The organism is Stenotrophomonas sp. FSL W7-1447 (assembly GCF_037966425.1).
GTDB lineage: Bacteria > Pseudomonadota > Gammaproteobacteria > Xanthomonadales > Xanthomonadaceae > Stenotrophomonas > Stenotrophomonas pavanii.
The window spans coordinates 4,493,258-4,510,938 of the sequence record NZ_CP150199.1; the positions used below are offsets into that span (position 1 = coordinate 4,493,258).

18 protein-coding genes are annotated in these 17,681 nt (G+C 68.2%); 11 read left to right on the forward strand and 7 right to left on the reverse strand.

The genetic code is table 11. The annotated features are described in order from the left end of the window. Positions 1 to 87: 87 nt before the first annotated feature. The gene (locus NSQ78_RS20855) at positions 88 to 777 is read right to left on the reverse strand and encodes a glutathione binding-like protein (RefSeq protein WP_049459553.1); all 690 of its coding nucleotides are present in this window, start codon (positions 775 to 777) and stop codon (positions 88 to 90) included. Positions 778 to 889: 112 nt separating this feature from the next. Between NSQ78_RS20855 and NSQ78_RS20860 the strand changes: the two genes are divergently transcribed. Further along, on the forward strand, positions 890 to 1,510 hold the full coding sequence (locus NSQ78_RS20860; RefSeq protein ID WP_064239478.1) for a TIGR00645 family protein: 621 nt from the start codon (positions 890 to 892) through the stop codon (positions 1,508 to 1,510). 201 nt (positions 1,511 to 1,711) lie between these two features. After that, positions 1,712 to 2,725: an energy transducer TonB gene (locus NSQ78_RS20865; protein WP_049459556.1), complete on the forward strand. Its 1,014-nt coding sequence runs from the start codon at positions 1,712 to 1,714 to the stop codon at positions 2,723 to 2,725. Positions 2,726 to 2,809: 84 nt separating this feature from the next. On the opposite strand, the gene NSQ78_RS20870 is transcribed toward NSQ78_RS20865, so the two are convergent. Continuing rightward, complete coding sequence (locus NSQ78_RS20870) at positions 2,810 to 3,064, reverse strand: hypothetical protein (RefSeq protein WP_049465240.1); 255 nt, start codon at positions 3,062 to 3,064, stop codon at positions 2,810 to 2,812. Between the two features lie 78 nt (positions 3,065 to 3,142). Here NSQ78_RS20870 and NSQ78_RS20875 point away from each other — a divergent pair, with 78 nt between their 5' ends. Both NSQ78_RS20875 and NSQ78_RS20880 read left to right on the forward strand, forming a co-directional pair. Next, on the forward strand, positions 3,143 to 3,940 hold the full coding sequence (locus tag NSQ78_RS20875) for a helix-turn-helix transcriptional regulator (protein WP_064239479.1): 798 nt from the start codon (positions 3,143 to 3,145) through the stop codon (positions 3,938 to 3,940). Positions 3,941 to 4,039: 99 nt separating this feature from the next. Then, a complete protein-coding gene (locus tag NSQ78_RS20880) occupies positions 4,040 to 4,750 on the forward strand; it encodes a transposase (protein WP_064239480.1) in 711 nt (236 codons plus the stop codon). 23 nt (positions 4,751 to 4,773) lie between these two features. On the opposite strand, the gene NSQ78_RS20885 is transcribed toward NSQ78_RS20880, so the two are convergent. The 4 genes from NSQ78_RS20885 to NSQ78_RS20900 all read right to left on the reverse strand — a co-directional run bounded on the left by NSQ78_RS20885 (position 4,774) and on the right by NSQ78_RS20900 (position 9,495). Next, on the reverse strand, positions 4,774 to 5,958 hold the full coding sequence (locus NSQ78_RS20885) for an ABC transporter permease (protein WP_064239481.1): 1,185 nt from the start codon (positions 5,956 to 5,958) through the stop codon (positions 4,774 to 4,776). Beyond that, positions 5,955 to 6,701, reverse strand: coding sequence for an ATP-binding cassette domain-containing protein (locus NSQ78_RS20890; protein WP_049465232.1), 747 nt, complete (start codon positions 6,699 to 6,701; stop codon positions 5,955 to 5,957). Before NSQ78_RS20890 ends, NSQ78_RS20885 begins: the two co-directional genes overlap by 4 nt. Further along, positions 6,698 to 8,224: an alpha/beta fold hydrolase gene (locus tag NSQ78_RS20895; protein WP_064239482.1), complete on the reverse strand. Its 1,527-nt coding sequence runs from the start codon at positions 8,222 to 8,224 to the stop codon at positions 6,698 to 6,700. The genes NSQ78_RS20890 and NSQ78_RS20895 overlap by 4 nt, the downstream gene beginning before the upstream one ends. Before the next feature lie 68 nt (positions 8,225 to 8,292). Beyond that, positions 8,293 to 9,495, reverse strand: a complete 1,203-nt coding sequence (locus NSQ78_RS20900; protein ID WP_064239483.1) for a GGDEF domain-containing protein — start codon at positions 9,493 to 9,495, stop codon at positions 8,293 to 8,295. A 155-nt stretch (positions 9,496 to 9,650) separates the two neighbouring features. On the opposite strand from NSQ78_RS20900, the gene NSQ78_RS20905 reads away from it, so the two are divergent. The 3 genes from NSQ78_RS20905 (at position 9,651) to NSQ78_RS20915 (ending at position 12,878) form a co-directional block, all read left to right on the forward strand. Continuing rightward, complete coding sequence (locus NSQ78_RS20905) at positions 9,651 to 10,178, forward strand: DUF1203 domain-containing protein (protein WP_064239484.1); 528 nt, start codon at positions 9,651 to 9,653, stop codon at positions 10,176 to 10,178. Positions 10,179 to 10,369: 191 nt separating this feature from the next. Then, entirely contained in the window at positions 10,370 to 11,542 is a 1,173-nt protein-coding gene (locus NSQ78_RS20910; RefSeq protein ID WP_064239485.1) for a lytic polysaccharide monooxygenase, read from the forward strand. A gap of 181 nt (positions 11,543 to 11,723) precedes the next feature. Beyond that, positions 11,724 to 12,878 (forward strand): lytic polysaccharide monooxygenase, encoded by a 1,155-nt coding sequence (locus NSQ78_RS20915; protein ID WP_064239486.1) that lies wholly within the window; start codon positions 11,724 to 11,726, stop codon positions 12,876 to 12,878. 207 nt (positions 12,879 to 13,085) lie between these two features. Here the strand turns inward: NSQ78_RS20915 and NSQ78_RS20920 are convergent, their stop codons facing one another. Continuing rightward, positions 13,086 to 13,835, reverse strand: a complete 750-nt coding sequence (locus NSQ78_RS20920; protein ID WP_074725694.1) for a ferredoxin--NADP reductase — start codon at positions 13,833 to 13,835, stop codon at positions 13,086 to 13,088. An 84-nt stretch (positions 13,836 to 13,919) separates the two neighbouring features. On the opposite strand from NSQ78_RS20920, the gene NSQ78_RS20925 reads away from it, so the two are divergent. The 4 genes from NSQ78_RS20925 (at position 13,920) to NSQ78_RS20940 (ending at position 17,654) form a co-directional block, all read left to right on the forward strand. Continuing rightward, positions 13,920 to 14,888: an ABC transporter ATP-binding protein gene (locus NSQ78_RS20925; protein WP_049459866.1), complete on the forward strand. Its 969-nt coding sequence runs from the start codon at positions 13,920 to 13,922 to the stop codon at positions 14,886 to 14,888. After that, complete coding sequence (locus NSQ78_RS20930) at positions 14,885 to 15,676, forward strand: ABC transporter permease (RefSeq protein WP_049459865.1); 792 nt, start codon at positions 14,885 to 14,887, stop codon at positions 15,674 to 15,676. The genes NSQ78_RS20925 and NSQ78_RS20930 overlap by 4 nt, the downstream gene beginning before the upstream one ends. Before the next feature lie 158 nt (positions 15,677 to 15,834). After that, positions 15,835 to 16,773 (forward strand): 2-dehydropantoate 2-reductase, encoded by a 939-nt coding sequence (gene panE, locus NSQ78_RS20935; RefSeq protein ID WP_064239488.1) that lies wholly within the window; start codon positions 15,835 to 15,837, stop codon positions 16,771 to 16,773. Then, positions 16,770 to 17,654, forward strand: a complete 885-nt coding sequence (locus tag NSQ78_RS20940; RefSeq protein ID WP_064239489.1) for an NAD-dependent epimerase/dehydratase family protein — start codon at positions 16,770 to 16,772, stop codon at positions 17,652 to 17,654. Before panE ends, NSQ78_RS20940 begins: the two co-directional genes overlap by 4 nt. The last annotated feature ends 27 nt before the right edge of the window (positions 17,655 to 17,681 follow it).

The window sequence follows — 17,681 nt, forward strand, 5'->3', positions numbered from 1 at the left end:
ATGACCTTCTGCCCATGGCGGCGCACTGGAGGGTCAGCGCCCTTTGCGCTGCAAAGGGATCCGACCCTCTGGGGCCGCCTGCCGGGGTCAGCGCTGGCCGAACAGGTGCTTGCGCTCTTCGTCGCTGAGCGGCTTGCCGGCGTTCGGGTTCACCTGCTGGCGCAGCGCATAGGCGCGCTGGGTGGCCGGGCGCGCGGCGATGGCCTCGTGCCAGCGCTTGAGGTTCGGGAACGCGGCGAAGTCCACCGGCAGCTTGTCGTAGGCGCCGACCCACGGGTAGCTGGCCATGTCGGCGATGGTGTACGCATCGCCGGCCAGGAAGGCGTGCTGTGCCAGGCGCTTGTCCATCACCCCGTGCAGGCGGCGCACCTCGTTGTCGTAGCGCTCGATGGCATAGGGAATCTTCTCCGGCGCGTACACATTGAAATGGCCCATCTGGCCACTCATCGGGCCCAAGCCCGCCATCTGCCAGAACAGCCATTCCAGCGTGGTCACGCGGCCACGCGCGTCGCTGGGCAGGAAGCGGCCGGTCTTCTCGGCCAGGTACAGCAGGATCGCGCCGGACTCGAACACGCTCTGCGGGGCGCCGCCATCGGCCGGGGCGTGGTCGACGATGGCCGGCATCTTGTTGTTGGGCGAGATGGCCAGGAACTCTGGCTTGAACTGGTCACCCGAGCCGATGTTGACCGGGTGGATGCGGTACTCCAGGCCGGCTTCCTCCAACAGCAGGGTCACTTTGTGGCCGTTCGGGGTGGGCCAGTAATACAGGTCGATCATGGCGTCGGCTCGGGGTGCGGAAAGGAACCTGAAGTCTAGTGCGTGAGTTGGGTTGGCACCGTCATGGCGGGCCGGTAACCTCGCCTCTCCCCCGAAACGCAGCATCCCCCGCATGAGTGCAAACCGCCCGCCGCTCTCCCCGTTGTCCACGCTGATCTTCGCCTCGCGCTGGCTGCAGCTGCCGCTGTACCTGGGCCTGATCGTGGCGCAGTGCGTCTACGTGTTCCTGTTCGGCAAGGAACTGTGGCACCTGATCTCGCATTCGGTGTCGATGGGCGAGCAGCAGATCATGCTGATCGTGCTGGGCCTGATCGACGTGGTGATGATCTCCAACCTGCTGGTCATGGTGATCGTCGGCGGCTATGAGACCTTCGTCTCGCGCCTGCGCCTGGAAGGCCACCCGGACCAGCCGGAATGGCTGAGCCACGTCAATGCCAGCGTGCTGAAGGTGAAGCTGGCGATGGCGATCATCGGCATCTCCTCGATCCACCTGCTGAAGACCTTCATCGCCAGTGGCGCGTTGAATGGCATCCCGCTGTGCACGCCGGAGCAGATGAGCGTGGCCGCCGCCAACATCGGTGTCGCCCGCTGCTCGATGCTGACCCCTGACGGCGTGCTGTGGCAGACCATCATCCACTGCGTGTTCATCCTGTCGGCGATCGGCATCGCCTGGACCGACAAGCTGATGTCCAACGGCCACAGCAAGCCGCACGACAAGGCCCACGACCACTGAGGTCGCCGCCAGCCACGGCATGATGGCCGCGGGCCCACCCGGCCACCACCCCTTGTGCGGGGCGGTGGCCGGGATGCTAGATTGCATCCTCGCCGTTGCCGGCAGTGGCGTCGGGAAACGCCACCCTGCCGCGCCTGGACCACGGGTCCCGGCCATGCATATCAATGATTTACGTCACGTCGTCTTCTAAAGGGGAGCAGGATGTCGCACGTCTCAACGATCACCGCCGCGCGCCGGTGGCTGCCGGTTGCCCTGGCACTGGCGCTGGCCGCCTGCTCGGGCAAGGAAGAAACCGCTGCACCGGCCCCGGCCTCCGCACCCGCCGCCGCTGCGCCGGCCGCACCGGTGGTCGCCGCCAAGGTGCAGTCGATGGGCACCGAGCAGCTGCGTGAGTCGGCCACCCAGGCCCTGCGCGAGAACCGCATGTACGCGCCGGCCGGCGACAACGCCATCGAGTACTACCTCGCCCTGCGCGACAAGACCCCGGACGACGCCTCGGTGAAGAGCGCGCTGACCGACCTGCTGCCGTACACGCTGATCGCCGCCGAACAGCACCTGGGGCGCGAGGACTACACCGAAGCACAGCGGCTGGTGGCGCTGATCGAGAAGGTCGATGCCTCCGCGCCGGCCCTGCCGCGCCTGAAGGACGGCCTGGCCAAGGGCGTGCAGAACGCGGCCAAGCGCACCGAGGCCGAAGCCGAGAAGGCCAAGAAGGACGCCGAGGACCGCAGCAAGCAGCAGACCGAACAGCAGCGCCTGGCCGAGCAGCGTGCCAAGGAAGCCGACGCGGCCAAGCAGATCGCTGCCCAGCAGGACGCCGCCCGCCGCGACAACGAGCGCCAGGAAGCCGAGCGCCAGGCTGCGGCCCGCCGCGAAGCCGAGCAGAAGCAGCAGCAGGCTGCCGCCCAGCAGGCCAGCGCGGCACGCCAGGCCGCAGCGCCTGCGGCCGCTGCGGCACCCAACCTGCGCCCGGTCAGCACGCCGGCACCGCGCTATCCGTCCGAGGCGCTGCGTGCCGGCACCTCGGGCGAGGTGCTGGTGGAGATCACCGTCGGCACCGACGGTTCGGTGACCAATGCCCGTGTGCTGCGCGCAACGCCATCGCGCGTCTTCGATCGCGAGGCCATGAACGCGGTCAAGCGCTGGCGCTTCGAGCCGGTCAGCGCACCGGTCACCACCCGCCGGACCCTGGTGTTCGCCCCGGGCGGCAGCTGACCGCAAAAAAAGGGGACGGAGGGGATTAAGTCGTTTCCGCCCCGCAATGACGACAAGGCCCGGCATGTCCGGGCCTTGTCCGTTTCAGCGGGCACTGTCGATCAGGCGCTGCAGTGCCGGATCGCGCGCGGCCAGCACCTGGAACAGGCCAAGCGCATGCAGGCCCGGCAGCAGCGCACGCAGGTCGGCTTCGGCGGCGGCGCGGGTGGCGTCGTTGCTGGCGGCGTCCTGCCAGTCGCGGACACTGGCGAGGAAGGCGCCGACGCTGCCCTTGCGCACGGTGAGGCCGTTTACCTGTACTTCGTTCTGGTGGTCGGGAAGGATGTCCTGGGGCTGCATCGGGGCGGCTCGTGTTGGAATGGGCGCCCAGTGTGGCGCGCGCGGGTCGGCGCTTCTGCCGTATAACTGCCAATGGATATGGCAGATCAGACACCGACCGGCTTGATTGATCCGGCATTGGCGGACGCCGACGACGGCCCCATCGTGCTGGCCGGCCAGCTGCGCGTGCCCGGAAGGCGGCGCACCGCCCGCCACCAACACCGGCGCGGTCAATTGCTGGGCGCCCATCAGGGCCTGTTGCGGATCGAAGCCGGGAATCTGCAGTGGCTGCTTCCGGCCGGGCACGTTGCCTGGATACCGCCGCTGCTGCCCCATGCGCTGCTCGGGGCAGACGGGTTCGATGGCTGGAGCCTGTACGTCCGCGCCGATGCCGGCCTGGATCTGCCCCCGCTGCCCCGTATTTTCCAACCCGATGCGCTGTTGCAGGCGGCGGTGACGCGCGCACTGCGCTGGCCGCATCAGGCACTGGACGCTGCGCAGGCACGCCTGGGCGGCGTCATTGCCGATGAGATCCGTGCCAGCACTCCCTTGCCACTTGCCCTGCCACAGCCGCGGGATCGCCGGTTGCGGCGGATCGCGGCGGCGCTGGCGCGATCGCCGGACGACCTGCGCAGTGTCGAAGCGTGGGCGGCCACCGGCGGCCTGTCCAGCCGCAGCCTCGCCCGCCGGTGGCAGGCCGAAACAGGCATGACCCTGGGCCATTGGCGGCAGCGCCTGCGCGTGCTGCTGTCGCTGCCACGCCTGCTGGCCGGCGAGCCGGTGACCCGCGTCGCGCTGTCGATGGGATACGACACCCCAAGCGCGTTCATCACCGTGTTCAAGCGCGAGATGGGTGTGACGCCCGCGCGGTACGGAAAAGGGGACGGAGGGGATTAAGTCGCTTCTGACTCCTCCGATACCGCTGCGCGGCATTACCTGATGCCCCACGCCACGGTGCCGATGCCAGGCTGAGGCCCCCTTCGACCTGGGAATCCCATGCCCCGACAAGCGCGCCTGATGCTGGCCGGCCAGGCCTATCACGTGATCCAGCGCGGTGTGAACAAGGGTGCGATCTTCGTCGACGACATCGACCGGCAACTGTTCCTGCATCTGCTGCACAGCGCTTTCCTCAAGCACCGCGTCGCACTGCATGCCTACGTGCTGATGGACAACCACGTCCACCTGCTGGCCACGCCATCCACGCAGCGTGGGCTGGCCGATGCAATGCGCATGCAGGGCAACAACTATGTGCAGGCTTTCAACCAGCGGCACGGCCGCACCGGTCCCCTGTGGCAGGGCCGCTTCCATTCCTCAATGATCGACAGCGACGGCTACCTGCTCAGCGTATACCGCTACATCGAACGCAATCCCGTTCGTGCCGGCATTGCTGTCAGCGCTGAAGATCATCCGTGGTCCAGCGTGCACGGCAACCTTCAACGACGCGCTGATCCCATGCTGACCCCGCATCCCGCATTCAGAGCGTTGGCCGCGACCGCTCGCAACAGGACGACGGTGTATGCGCGATTCCTGCGCGATGTGAATGCGTCCGCCGATCTGCCCGCAATCCGCAGTCATAGCGCCAAACAGCGCCCGTTGGGGGATGCTGCCTTCCTGCGGATGGTAGAGCAGACGCTCGGGCGCCCGGTGGCGATGCGAAGACAAGGCCGCCCGCGCAAGGAGGGGACGGGAGGGGCAGAAACGACTTAATCCCCTCCGTCCCCTTTTTCTGGTCAACCCGAGATGGCCAGGCGCTCGTTGTGATAGCGGCGCACGGCGGCGAACCACAGTACGGCGGCCAGGCCGAGGCTGGCGCCGAGGTAGATCGCCCAGACTGCGGGGGTGATGGTCTCGTGGCGAATCACCTTCAGCAGCATCTGGTTCTGCGACAGGAACGGCACGGCGTACTGCCACAGTTCGCTCTTCAGCGGATAGGCCACCAGTGCGTAGCCGGGCAGCATCGGCAGCAGCATCAGCCAGGTCATGTGGCTCTGCGCTTCCTTCATGCTCTTGGCCGCGGCCGACAGGAAGGTCAGCAGCGAGGTGCCGATCAGCAGCATCGGCAGCATCACCAGCAGCATCTGCAGCATCGAGCCGACGTTCATGTTGAACTGGCGGCCGATGTTGCCGGGTGCGATCTGCGCGCTCACCTTGAAGGCGACCAGGGTCAGCAGCAGCGACACGAAACCGACCACGCAGGCGGCGGCGATCTTGCCGCTGACGATTGCGCTGCGCGAGCCCGGCGTAGCCAGCAGGGGTTCCAGCGACTGCCGCTCGCGCTCGCCGGCGGTGGCGTCCATCACCAGGTAGGCGCCACCGATGAACGAGGTCAGTGTCAGCAGCACCGGTAGCAGCATCGACAGGATCATGCCGCGCTTGGCTTCGGCACTGGCCAGGTCCTGGCGCGCCACGTCCAGCGGGCGGGCCACCTGTGCGTCGATGCCGCGTGCCATCAGGCGCAAGGCACCGACCTGGCCGTTGTAGGTGGCCAGCGCCGCCTCCAGGCGTGCGCTGGGTACTTCGGCCGCGCGACGCGTGCTGTCCTTGATCACCTCCACCAGCGCCGGCTTGCCCTCGGCCCAGTCCTTGCCGAAGTCATCGCTGATGCGCAGCGCTACATCGATGTCCTGGCTGCGGATGGCCTCGGCCAGGTCCTTCGGTGCCGGCGCGGCATTGAGGCCCTGTGCAGCGAGGAAGCGCACCAGGTTGGGTGCGTTCTCCGCACCGATGGTGGGAATCTGCAACGGCGCTTCGATCTGGGTGCGCACCCGGCTCTCGGCCAGCTTGCCCATGCCCAGCAGCAGCATCGGGTACAGCAGTGGCCCGAACAGCAGGGTCAGCAGCAGCGTGCGCCGGTCACGCGACAGGTCAAGCAGCTCCTTGCGCATCACCGTCATCAGGGTCGACATCATGCTCATGCGTGCAGGCCCTCTTCGCTGCCGATCAGTTTCACGAACGCGTCCTCAAGATTGGCTTCACCGGCCTGCGCACGCAGCTCGTCGGCGCTGCCGGCGGCCATCACCGTGCCCTTGGCAATGATCACGATGTGGTCACACAACGCGCCCACCTCCTGCATGATGTGGCTGGACAGGATCACGCAGCGCCCTTCTTCGCGCAGGCCCAGCAGGAAGCGGCGCAGCGCACGCGTGGTCATCACATCCAGGCCGTTGGTCGGTTCATCGAGGATGACGTTGCGCGGGTCGTGCACCAGCGCGCGGGCGATCGCGGTCTTGGTGCGCTGGCCCTGCGAGAAACCGTCGGTCTGGCGGTCGAGGATGTCGCCCATGTCCAGCGCGTGCGACAGCACCTCGATGCGTTCGCGGATGCGCTCGGCCGACAGGCCATGCAGCTCGCCAAAGTAGGCGATGTTCTCGCGCGCGGTCAGGCGCTTGTAGACGCCACGTGCATCGGGCAGCACACCCAGGTGGCGACGCACCTCGACGGGATTGCGTGCCGCATCGATGCCATCGACAGTGATGCTGCCCTGGTCCGGCGTCATCAGCGTGTAGAGCATGCGCATGGTGGTGGTCTTGCCGGCACCGTTGGGGCCGAGCAGGCCGGTGATCTGTCCGTCGCCGGCGCGGAAGCCGACGTTGGAGACCGCCTGGATGCGGCCCGTGCGGGTATCGAAGGCCTTGTGCAGGCTGTCGGCGACGATCATGGTTCCCATCCGTTGAACGAGGTGAACGCCGGCACGTAGCTCAGCGAGTCCAGGCAGCCGGCATCCAGCGCCTTGGCATCGGTCGTGTCGATGAACTGGCCGAGCAGGCGCGGCATGCAGCCGGCGGCCAGGGTGCCATGGCCCTGGCCACGGGCGACCAGTGCGCGGCCGTTGGGCAGGCCCTTGAGTACCTGCGCGGCATAGCGCGGCGGCGTCACCGGGTCCAGCTCACCGGACAGCAACAGCGCCGGCACGTTGCTGCGCAGTGGCACCGCATCGGTCGCCGGCGCCGGCCGGTGTGGCCACACCGGGCAGGCGGCGAAGAAGGTACTGGCCACCTCGTTGCCGAACAGCCGCGCCGGATCCTCGGCCGGCGCGTGGTAGCGCGGTGCATCCTCGCTGCAGATCACCGACCACTGCATGCCGCGGTTGATCTGGAAATCCATGCTGCGGTTCGCACCGCGGGCCAACGACGCCAGCGGCGCGTAGCGGCCATGAGCGGCCTCATCCAGCACCAGCGGCAACAGCGAGGAATACTGCGGCAAGTACGAGAAGGCGAAGGCCAGGCCGACCACACTGTCCGGCGTCAGGACATCCTGCCGCGGTGCGTTGGTACCCGGGTCGCGATACTCGACCGGGACCGGCGCACGGCGCAGGGTGTCGACCACGCTGCGCAGCTGCGCGCGGGTATCGGTCGGGAAACGCTTGCTGCAGGCGGCGTCCTTGCGGCACTGCGCCGACTGCAGGGCGATCGCATCCTCGAACGTGGTCGCGAAGTCACCGCCGACCACCAGTTCGTTCGGTATCACGCCATCGATGACGATGCTGCGCGTGTGCTGCGGGTAGGCACCGGCGTAGCGCTGGGCCACGCGGGTGCCGTAGGAACCGCCGACCAGGTTGACCTTGTCCACGCCGAGCGCCGCCCGCACCGCATCCAGGTCGGCGATGGCTTCGGTGGTGGTATAGAAGCGCGCGTCGGCGCGCCCCTGCAGCGACGCGGCGCAGCGTTGGGCGTAGTCGCGCAGCGAGGCCTCCGAAGACGCGTCATCTTCGCCCATCGGCAGATCCTTGCCGTCCGCGCCCAGGCAGCTGAGCGGGTTCGAGCCGCCGGTGCCGCGCTGGTCGATCAGGAACACGTCACGCTGCTTGCGTACCTGGCGCAGCGCGGTGTCGACGACGACGGCCACTTCGCTGGCCGCCTGGCCAGGGCCACCGGCGAGGAAGAACACCGGATCGGGCTGGCTGGAACCGCTGCTGCCCGATTCCAGCCAGGCGATGCGCAGGTCGATGCGGCGAGCCTCAGGCCGGGCCCGGTCCTCCGGCACCTGCAGAGTGGCGCACTGCGCTTCCACGTTGGCGCTGGCGCCGACGGTGGACAGCGTGCAGGGCTGGAAGTCGATCGTGCCGAAGCGGCGGCTGGGTGCATCGCTGGCGCTGCCGGCGTCGGCCGCCGGCGACGGGCTGCACCCGGCAAGCAACAGGCTGGCCAGCATTCCGGCCAGCGCGAGGTGGTGTCTTTGCATCGTGCTCGTTTCCCCTGGAGGACGTTCCTGTCGACCACGACGGGCTGCCGCGGAAGATGTGACTCAACTTACACGGGCAGCGCGCCGGGGGCGATGGGCAATGGCGAATCGGCCGCCGGCGGCGCGCAGACCAGGCGGTCCCGCCCTTCGGCCTTGGCCCGGTACAGGGCGGCATCGGCAGCGGCCAGCAACGTCGACAGATCGCCCTGCCCCGCGTCCATCGCCAGGCCGACGCTGGCGGTGACCCACACCGGCCCGTCGGCCAGCAGTGCCGGCCGCTGCTGCAGTCGCGCGCGGATCGCCGCGGCCCGTTCCATGGCTTCGCCGCGCGTGCCTCCAGCCAGCACCAGCACGAATTCTTCGCCACCGTAACGGCCCAGCAGGTGCTCATGGCCCTGCACGCAGTGCTGCAGCGTCGCCGCGAAATGGCGCAGCACCTGGTCGCCGGCCAGATGGCCCCAGCGATCATTGATCTTCTTGAAGTGGTCCACGTCGACCAGCAGCAACGCCAGCGGCCGGCGCTGGCGGCGCAGCTTCTGCAGTTGCGCCTGGCCATCGGCCAGCACTGCGCTGCGGTTGAGCAGGCCGGTCAGGCCGTCGGTGCGGGCCGCGCGGCGCAGGTCCACCAGCATGCGCTCGACCAGCAGCAGTACCATCGCGAAGCAACGCGCCAGTTCCAGCATCACCCCCGCGATATAGGTGGCGAACATCGGCGAGCCGGTCCGCATGATGTCCTCACCGGCATCGGGCGCCACCGGCAGGAACAGGCGAACCGCGTACAACGCAGCCTCTGCCAGGAACACGGCAGCAGCCAGGCGGCAGCTGGTGCGCTGCTGTGGCGGTGCATGCCGCAGCAGCAACGCGGCGATCCAGCCGTCGACCATCAGTGCGAACACGCTGAACACCAGCAGCCGCATGCCCAGGTCCGGCCACGGCACCAGGAAGGCGAAGATGCAGGCCATGAACGCGGTCGCTATCAGCAGCGGCCACCACAGCGGCAACGGCCGTTGCAGATGCAGGGCCATGCCGCGCAGCATCATCCACCCGCAGCCGGCCATCGCCGCATTGCCGGCCAGCACCGCCGGCACCAGCGGCAGGTAGGGCCGCAGCGCCAGCAGGGTCACCCCCAGGGTCAACAGCCACAGGCTGATGGTCCACTGCCGCAGCACCGGTTGCCCGCGCAGTACGACCAGCAGCAGCGAGAAGCCCACCGCAATGCCGACGCAGAGCAGGAAGCCAAGCACGGTGATGGTGGGGAAATCCAGGGACATGCGGCACTCGTCGGCCGGGGCGGCGCGCGCATCTTAGCGCCTTGCCGCGCGATCCCTGTCGCCCGCTCCGGCCCGACGGCGATGCGGGGTCTGAAAACGGCGAGCACGACGGCCGGCGCTTGCGCACTATCCGCTGGAAACCCAAGGAGACGCCCATGCACACGTGGTACCTCGGTGGCATCGACCACCGCCCGTTCCTGCACCTGTTCGAACTGAGCGACAGCGCGCTCGCCGCGCTCGGCATCCAGCGCCGCTGGGCGGGCGACAGCGGCGGCCATCCCTGCCGGGTCAGCCTGACCGATCCGCCGCCGGGCAGCGAACTGCTCCTGCTGCCCCACGTCCACCTGCCACTGCACTCGCCGTATCGCGCCTCCGGCCCGATCTTCGTGCAGCGCGGCGTGACCCGCTGCGTGCTGCCACCGGGCGAAGTGCCCCCGTACGTGCAGCGCCGGATGATCTCGGTGCGCGCCTATGACCACGCCGCGCTGATGCGCGGTGCCGAGGTCTGCGCGGGCAGCGACGTTGCCGACCGGCTGGATGCGCTGTTCGCCGACCCCGCAGTGGCCTTTGTCCAGTTGCACAACGCCGCGCATGGCTGCTTCTCGTGCCAGGCGGATCGGGTGGACAGGCAGACCACGTCGGGCAACCTCCATGACGTGATCGATGCCACGCCGGTCACGTGACGTCCAGCGCATCCGTTCAGCCCGGCGTGAAGCCTGCGGGAAGGGCTTCACATGCGCAGTCACGGATCGGCACTGCGCGGGTTCCGTCGCCCGCATCACGACTCGATACTCGCCGTGGTGCCGCCGAAAGCCCGCAACGCCGTGCAGCTCCTGCGGTCACCGTCCCCTTTCGACGACCACAAGGATGCGCCATGTCATTCCGATCCACACCGCTGCTGCTGACCACCGCGTTCGCGGCTGCGGGCCTGTGCCTGGCCGGCAACGCGTTCGCCCACGGCACCATGACCACGCCGGTCAGCCGCGTCTATGCCTGCTTCCAGGGCAATCCCGAGAACCCGACCAATCCGGCCTGCGCCGCCGCCAAGGCGATTGGCGGTTCGCAGGCGTTCTACGACTGGAACGGCATCAACCAGGCCAACGCCAACGGCAACCACCAGGCCCTGGTACCCGACGGCAAGCTGTGCAGCGGCAACAACCCGACCTTCCGCGGCCTGGACGTGAACCGCAGTGACTGGCCGACCACGCCGATCCAGCCCGATGCCAATGGGAAGTTCACCTTCGTGTTCAAGGCGACCGCACCGCACGCCACCCGTGACTGGCGCTTCTTCGTCACCCGCGAAGGCTGGCAGCCGGGCAGCCCGCTGCGCTGGGCCGACCTGCAGGAGTTCTGCACGCTGGGCAACACGCCGCTGTCGGCCGATGGCACCTACAAGCTGCAGTGCACGTTGCCGCAGCGCAGCGGCCAGCATGTGATCTACAACACCTGGCAGCGCTCGGATTCCACCGAGGCGTTCTACACCTGCATGGACGTGCGCTTCGAGGGCGGTGCTGGGGGGACGACACCGGCACCGCAGTGGCAGGATGCCGGCCCGGTCACCGCGCGCGGCGAGCTGCCGGTGGGAACCACCCTGGCGCTGCGCGTGTTCAATGCCGGCGGCAACGATGTCGAACGCGTGGAGGTCACGCTGGCCAGTGGCCAGACCACGGCGGCGCAGTGGCCGTTGGCGCTGGCCCGCAAGGTCAATGCCAGCGCGCAGCATGCACGCGTCGGCGTGCTCAGCAATGGCGTGATCACGCCGGCAGCCTCGGCCACCGACAACCGCGTGTACCTGAAAGACGGCAACCGCTTCCAGCTCGATACCCGCGTGCCGGACCCGGGCACGCCGTCGCCCGGCGGTGACTTCGACCACGTGTATCCGGCGGGCATCGGCAGCTATGTGCCGGGCCAGACCGTGGTGAAGGGCAGCGACGGCAAGCTGTATGCCTGCCGCCCGTTCCCGGAGGGCGCGTGGTGCAACGTCAATGCCGAGGCGTACCGGCCGGGCGTGGGCGCGGCCTGGCGCGATGCCTGGATCGCTTACTGAGAACACGCGCAGGGAACGGTGGTCGAGCACCGTTCCCTGCAAAGCGTGAGGCAAGCCAGCGGGTGAGTGTGAAGCCGCTCTCAGGCGACGCCATCCGCGTCGCCTTTCAAAGTAATCCGATGGATACGGGCAGTGCGCATGCCGAGACTTCGCGGGGTTCCACCACCCGCAGGAGATCTGCATGCATCTGTCCCATCGGACGTTTTTCGCGCTGTCTGCGCTTGCCGGCATCGTCGCCTCCGGCAGCGCGTTCGCCCACGGCACCCTGTCCAAACCCTCCAGCCGCGTCTACGCCTGTTACCAGGGGAATCCTGAAAACCCGACCCATCCGGCCTGCGCCGCCGCCAAGGCGATCGGTGGTGCGCAACCGTTCTACGACTGGGCCGGGATCAACCAGGCCGAGGCCGATGGCAACCACCAGGCCGTCGTGCCGGATGGCGAGCTGTGCAGCGGTGGCAACAGCAAGTACCGCGGCCTGGACCTGAACCGCAGCGATTGGCAGACTTCGCCGATCCGCGCCGACGCACGTGGCCGCTACACATTCGAGTTCAAGGCACCGGCACCGCACGCCACCCGCGACTGGACGTTCTACGTCACCCGCGAGGGCTGGCAGCCGGGCAGCCCGCTGCGCTGGGCCGATCTGGAGGCGTTCTGCACGCTGGGCAACGTGCCGCTTTCGGGCGATGTCTACAAGTTGGACTGCCCACTGCCCAAGCGCAGCGGCCAGCACGTGATCTACAACACGTGGCAGCGCTCCGATTCGAAGGAAGCGTTCTATACCTGTGCCGACGTCCGTTTTGAGGGGGGTGACATCACCCCGCCACCGGAGTGGGAAGACGCGGGGGCGATCACCGCGCGGGGGGAACTGGAGACCGGTACCACCCTGACCGTGCGCGTGTTCAACGCCAGCGGCAATGACCTGGAAAGCCCGAAGATCACCCTTGCCGCCGGGGAGACCTCCGCCACGCAATGGCCGCTGGCGCTGGGCCGCAAGGTCAATGCTTCTGCCCAGCATGCGCGGGTGGGCGTACTGAACAACGGCATCATCACCCCCATCGCCTCGGCCACCGGGAACCGCGTCTACCTGAAGCCGGGCCATCGCTTCCAGCTCGACACGGCGTTGCCGGATCCGGTCGATCCGCCGCCGGGTGACTACGACTTCGTGTATCCGGAAGGTATCGGCAGCTATAAGCCCGGCGAAACCGTGGTCAAGGGCTCGGACGGCAAGCTCTACGCCTGCCGCCCGTTCCCGGAGGGCGCCTGGTGCAATGTCAACGCCGAAGCCTACCGTCCGGGTACCGGCTCTGCCTGGCGCGATGCCTGGATCGAGTACTGAAGGCAGGGCACCGGGGGCGGCGTAGGGTCGCCTCCGGTTTCCAGGGTTGCCGGCCAGTGCCATTGCCGGCCAGCGGCCGGCACTACCCGGGGTTCATGCGATTGCCGGCCAGCGGCCGGCACTACCGGCTTCATGCAATTGCCGGCCAGCGGCCGGCACTACCCGGGGTTCTTGCGGTTGCCGGCCAGCGGCCGGCACGACCCGGACTTACTTGCTGCTGACGTACTTCTCGCGGCGGATCTGCGGGTTGCCCAGGCCGGCGGCCTTCAGCAGCTCGGCGCAGGCATCGACCATGTCCGGGTTGCCGCACAGGTAGGCGATGTCGGTGGCCGGGTCCGGCGTGAAGCCGGCCAGCGCCTGCTGCACGTAGCCATGCTGCACGTCCGGGTGCGGGTTGGCCGGCAGCTCGCGCGACAGGCACGGAACATAGCGGAAGTTCGGGTGCTTTTCGGCGAAGCTGTAGAAATCTTCGCTGTACAGCAGCTCGCCCGGGCTGCGCGCGCCCTGCAGCAGCACGATCTTCACACCGCGTTCGGCCATGGCCTTTTCCAGCAGCGGCAGCATCGAGCGGTAGGGGGTGACGCCCGTACCGGTGGCGATCAGCAGGTAGCGGCCGTTGTGGTCGCCGGGGTGCAGGCAGAACCGCCCGTACGGGCCCGACGCGTTGATCCGGCTGCCGTGCTCCAGCGCCTCGAACAGCGCCGTGGCAGCGCCACCGGGCACGAAACTGACCGCGATGTCGACCGCCTCGCCCGGGCCCAGCGCGTGGTCGTGGATGGTCGCCAGCGAGTAGCTGCGCTTGGTTTCGGTGCCGTCGGCGTAGCTGAAATGGACCTGGATGAACTGGCCGGGCTGGAAATCCAGCGGCTGTCCATCATCACGCACGAACTGGTAGTGGCCGACGGTCGGGGCCAGCATGCGGCGGCCGACCAGCTTGAGGGGGAATTGAACAGGCACGACTTTTCGGGACAGTGTGTAGCCGGGGCAAGCCCTCGGGGTCTTCTATAATAGCCCCTCCCCGCCCCTCTCCAGCGCCAGCCCATGGGCGCGAAGGCTTCGAGCTTGGCATCCCAGAACGATACGGCGCCCGCCCTGCGCGTGCGCGACCTGCGCAAGACCTACGACAACGGCACCCAGGCCCTGAAGGGCGTTTCCCTGGAAGTGGCCCCGGGCGACTTCTTCGCCCTGCTTGGCCCCAACGGGGCCGGCAAGTCGACCCTGATCGGCATCATCAGCTCCCTGGTCAACCTCAGCGAAGGCAAGGTGGAGGTGTTCGGCAGCGACCTGGTGGGCAACCGCAGCGCCACCATGCGCCTGATCGGGCTGGTGCCGCAGGAAATCAACTTCAACCTGTTCGAGAAGCCCTTCGACATCCTGGTGAACTACGCCGGTTTCTACGGCGTGCCCCGCGAGGAGGCCGAGCAGCGCGCCGAAGAGGAACTCAAGCGCGCACACCTGTGGGAAAAAGCACAGGTGATGAGCCGCACGCTGTCCGGCGGCATGAAGCGCCGGCTGATGATCGCCCGCGCGATGATGACCCGCCCGCGCCTGCTGATCCTGGACGAACCGACCGCCGGCGTGGACATCGAGATCCGCCGCGACATGTGGCGCGTGCTGAAGGAGATCAATGCCGCAGGCACCACGATCATCCTCACCACCCACTACCTGGAAGAAGCCGAATACCTGTGCCGCCACCTGGCGATCATCAACCACGGCCAGATCGTCGAGCAGGGGCCGATGCGCACCCTGCTGGCCAAGCTGGACGTGGAAGGCTTCCTGCTGGACATCGACGGCGACCTGCCGGCGCAGCTGCCGGTGATCGAAGGCGCGACGCTGACCGCGCCGGACCCGCACACCCTGGACATCGACATGCCGCGTGCGATGGACCTCAACCGCGTGTTCGCCACGCTCAACGCGTCCGGCATCCGCGTGCGTTCGATGCGTACCAAGAGCAACCGCCTGGAGGAGCTGTTCGTGCGCCTCACCGGCAACCTGGAGAAGCCTGCATGAGCACCACCGAGCTGACCGACGGCCAGCGCAACCGCATCGCACTGATGACCATCGTGCGTCGCGAAGTCGCCCGCATCATGCGCATCTGGGGCCAGACCCTGGTGCCGCCGGCGATCACCATGACCCTGTACTTCCTGATCTTCGGCAACCTGATCGGGTCGCGCGTGGGTGACATGGGCGGCTACACCTACATGCAGTTCATCGTGCCGGGCCTGGTGATGATGAGCGTGATCCAGAACAGCTACGGCAACATCAGTTCCTCGTTCTTCGGTGCCAAGTTCGGCCGCCACGTCGAAGAACTGCTGGTCAGCCCGATGCCGAACTGGGTGATCCTGTGGGGCTACGTGGCCGGTGCCGTGCTGCGCGGCCTGATGGTGGGCGTGATCGTGCTGATCATCGCGATGTTCTTCACCCCGGTGCGCATCCCGCACCCGCTGGTGACGCTGACCACGGTGCTGCTGGGCGCGACGATCTTCTCGCTGGCCGGCTTCATCAACGCGGTGTACGCCAAGAAGTTCGATGACGTGGCGATCGTGCCGACCTTCATCCTGACCCCGCTGACCTACCTGGGCGGCGTGTTCTATTCGGTGAAGCTGCTGCCGGGCTGGGCCGAAGCGGCCACGCACGCGAACCCGATCTTCTACATGGTCAATGCGTTCCGCTATGGCCTGCTGGGCAGCAGCGACGTGCCGGTGACGGTGGCGTATGCACTCATGGTCGGTTTCGTGGTGGTACTGACCTTGGTGGCGCTGTGGCTGCTGCGCCGTGGCGTGGGCATGCGCAGTTGAGACCTGCGTGGTAGTGCCGGCCGCTGGCCGGCGACACTGGATCCACGCCATGCGCGGATGCAGCAGCCTGTAGAGCCGAGCCTGTGCTCGGCTCTTTTTTGCCTGCAATCTCCGGCACAATCGCAGTTCTGATTCCCCCAGAACACGGTGAACGTGCAATGCGCATCCTGATCCTCGGCGCCGGCGGTACCGGCGGATACTTCGGTGGTCGCCTGGCCCAGGCCGGCGTCGATGTCACCTTCCTGGTGCGCCCGGCACGCGCCGCACAGCTGGACCGCGACGGCCTGGTCATCCGCAGCCCGCTGGGCGATGCCCGCTTCCCGGTGCAGCACGTCACCGCCGATGCGCTGCCCGCGCTCGCTGCGGAGACACCGTTCGATCTGGTCATCCTCAGCTGCAAGGCCTACGACCTGGACAGCTCCATTGACGCCATTGCCCCGGCCGTTGGCGCGGGCACCACGGTGCTGCCGATCCTCAATGGCCTGCATCACTACCACGCGCTGGACGCGCGCTTCGGCCACGAGGCCGTGCTCGGCGGCCTGTGCTTCATCAGCGCCACCAAGGCACCCGATGGCGCGGTGCTGCACCTGGGCAAACCGGCCAAGCTGACGTTCGGCGAGCGTGATGGCGGTGCGGATTCCGCGCGCGTGCACGCCTTCGCTGCGGTCTGCGCGAAGGCCAACCTGGACCACGTAGCCAGCGACCGCATCGGCCAGGAACAGTGGATCAAGTACACCTTCCTGACCGCGCTGGCGGCGGCAACCTGCCTGCTGCGTGCCGACATCGGCACCATCGTCGCCACCGATGATGGCCAGGCCATCGTGCGCGGCCTGTACGACGAATGCCTGGCCGTTGCCGAAGCCGCCGGCGAACCGATTCCCGAGGCCGCGCAGGACACCGCGCGCGGCACCCTGACCCAGGCCGGCTCGGCACTGAAGGCATCGATGCTGCGTGACCTGGAAGCGGGCCAGCAGGTGGAGGCCGAGCAGATCGTCGGCGACATGCTGGCGCGTGCGCGCAAGGCCGACCAGGAAGCGCTGCTGCTGCAGGTGGCCTACAGCAGCCTGCAGGCCTACCAGGCATTGCGCGGCGCGTGAGCCTCAGCCCGCAGGCGAGCGCGCTGCCGGGACGGGTGCTGATCCTCGGCCTGGGCTGGAGCGGACGCGTGCTGGCCGCGCAGCTGCAGGCGCGCGGCGTGCAGGTTGCCGGGACAGTACGTGATCCGGCAGCGTCGCCCGACGATGGCCTGCGTCGGTACCCGTTGCAGGCCGGTACCCCGCCTGCGCCCGGCCTGCTCGAGGAGATCGCGCGCGCCGGGGCCGTACTGTGCAGCGTACCGCCCGATGCCGAGGGTGACCCGGCGCTGCGCATGCTGCTGCCGGCGCTGCACGCCAGCCCGGCCTTGCGCTGGGTCGGCTATCTGTCATCGACCTCGGTGTATGCCGACCGGGCCGGCGGCTGGATCGACGAATCCAGCGTGGCGGACGCCACTGAAGCCGTCGGCGTGCAGCGTCGGCTCGCGGAAGCCCAGTGGCGTGCGCTGGCCGAGCAACGGGGCATTGCCTCTGCGGTACTGCGCCTGCCCGGCCTTTACGGACCGGGTCGCAATGCGCTGCTGCAGCTGGCGCAGGGGCGTGCACGCCACGTGGTGCGCCCCGGCCTGGTGTTCAACCGCCTGCACGTGCAGGATCTGGCCGCGGTGATCATCGCGGCGATGCAGCGACCGGTAGCGCAGGGGATGTACCTGCCCAGCGATGACGAGCCAGCACCGCCGCAGGACGTGCTGGCCTTCGCCGCGCAGCTGGGGGGATTTGCGATGCCACCCGCCGTGGCCTGGGATGACCCGGCGCTGAGCCCGGCCCTGCGGCGCTTCTACCAGAGCAGCAAGCGCATCAACAGTCGCGGCACGCGTGCCGCGCTGGGGTGGCAGCCGCGATTCCCCAGCTACCGTGAGGGCCTGCGCGACCTGCTCCGGTAGTGCCGGCCGCTGGCCGGCAATCAGGAT

Bases quoted from the DNA above. Each gene is read 5' to 3' on its own strand.
- NSQ78_RS20855 (WP_049459553.1), bottom strand. From the start codon at position 777: ATGATCGACCTGTATTACTGGCCCACCCCGAACGGCCACAAAGTGACC.
- NSQ78_RS20860 (WP_064239478.1), top strand. From the start codon at position 890: ATGAGTGCAAACCGCCCGCCGCTCTCCCCGTTGTCCACGCTGATCTTC.
- NSQ78_RS20865 (WP_049459556.1), top strand. From the start codon at position 1,712: ATGTCGCACGTCTCAACGATCACCGCCGCGCGCCGGTGGCTGCCGGTT.
- NSQ78_RS20870 (WP_049465240.1), bottom strand. From the start codon at position 3,064: ATGCAGCCCCAGGACATCCTTCCCGACCACCAGAACGAAGTACAGGTA.
- NSQ78_RS20875 (WP_064239479.1), top strand. From the start codon at position 3,143: ATGGCAGATCAGACACCGACCGGCTTGATTGATCCGGCATTGGCGGAC.
- NSQ78_RS20880 (WP_064239480.1), top strand. From the start codon at position 4,040: ATGCCCCGACAAGCGCGCCTGATGCTGGCCGGCCAGGCCTATCACGTG.
- NSQ78_RS20885 (WP_064239481.1), bottom strand. From the start codon at position 5,958: ATGAGCATGATGTCGACCCTGATGACGGTGATGCGCAAGGAGCTGCTT.
- NSQ78_RS20890 (WP_049465232.1), bottom strand. From the start codon at position 6,701: ATGATCGTCGCCGACAGCCTGCACAAGGCCTTCGATACCCGCACGGGC.
- NSQ78_RS20895 (WP_064239482.1), bottom strand. From the start codon at position 8,224: ATGCAAAGACACCACCTCGCGCTGGCCGGAATGCTGGCCAGCCTGTTG.
- NSQ78_RS20900 (WP_064239483.1), bottom strand. From the start codon at position 9,495: ATGTCCCTGGATTTCCCCACCATCACCGTGCTTGGCTTCCTGCTCTGC.
- NSQ78_RS20905 (WP_064239484.1), top strand. From the start codon at position 9,651: ATGCACACGTGGTACCTCGGTGGCATCGACCACCGCCCGTTCCTGCAC.
- NSQ78_RS20910 (WP_064239485.1), top strand. From the start codon at position 10,370: ATGTCATTCCGATCCACACCGCTGCTGCTGACCACCGCGTTCGCGGCT.
- NSQ78_RS20915 (WP_064239486.1), top strand. From the start codon at position 11,724: ATGCATCTGTCCCATCGGACGTTTTTCGCGCTGTCTGCGCTTGCCGGC.
- NSQ78_RS20925 (WP_049459866.1), top strand. From the start codon at position 13,920: ATGGGCGCGAAGGCTTCGAGCTTGGCATCCCAGAACGATACGGCGCCC.
- NSQ78_RS20930 (WP_049459865.1), top strand. From the start codon at position 14,885: ATGAGCACCACCGAGCTGACCGACGGCCAGCGCAACCGCATCGCACTG.
- panE (WP_064239488.1), top strand. From the start codon at position 15,835: ATGCGCATCCTGATCCTCGGCGCCGGCGGTACCGGCGGATACTTCGGT.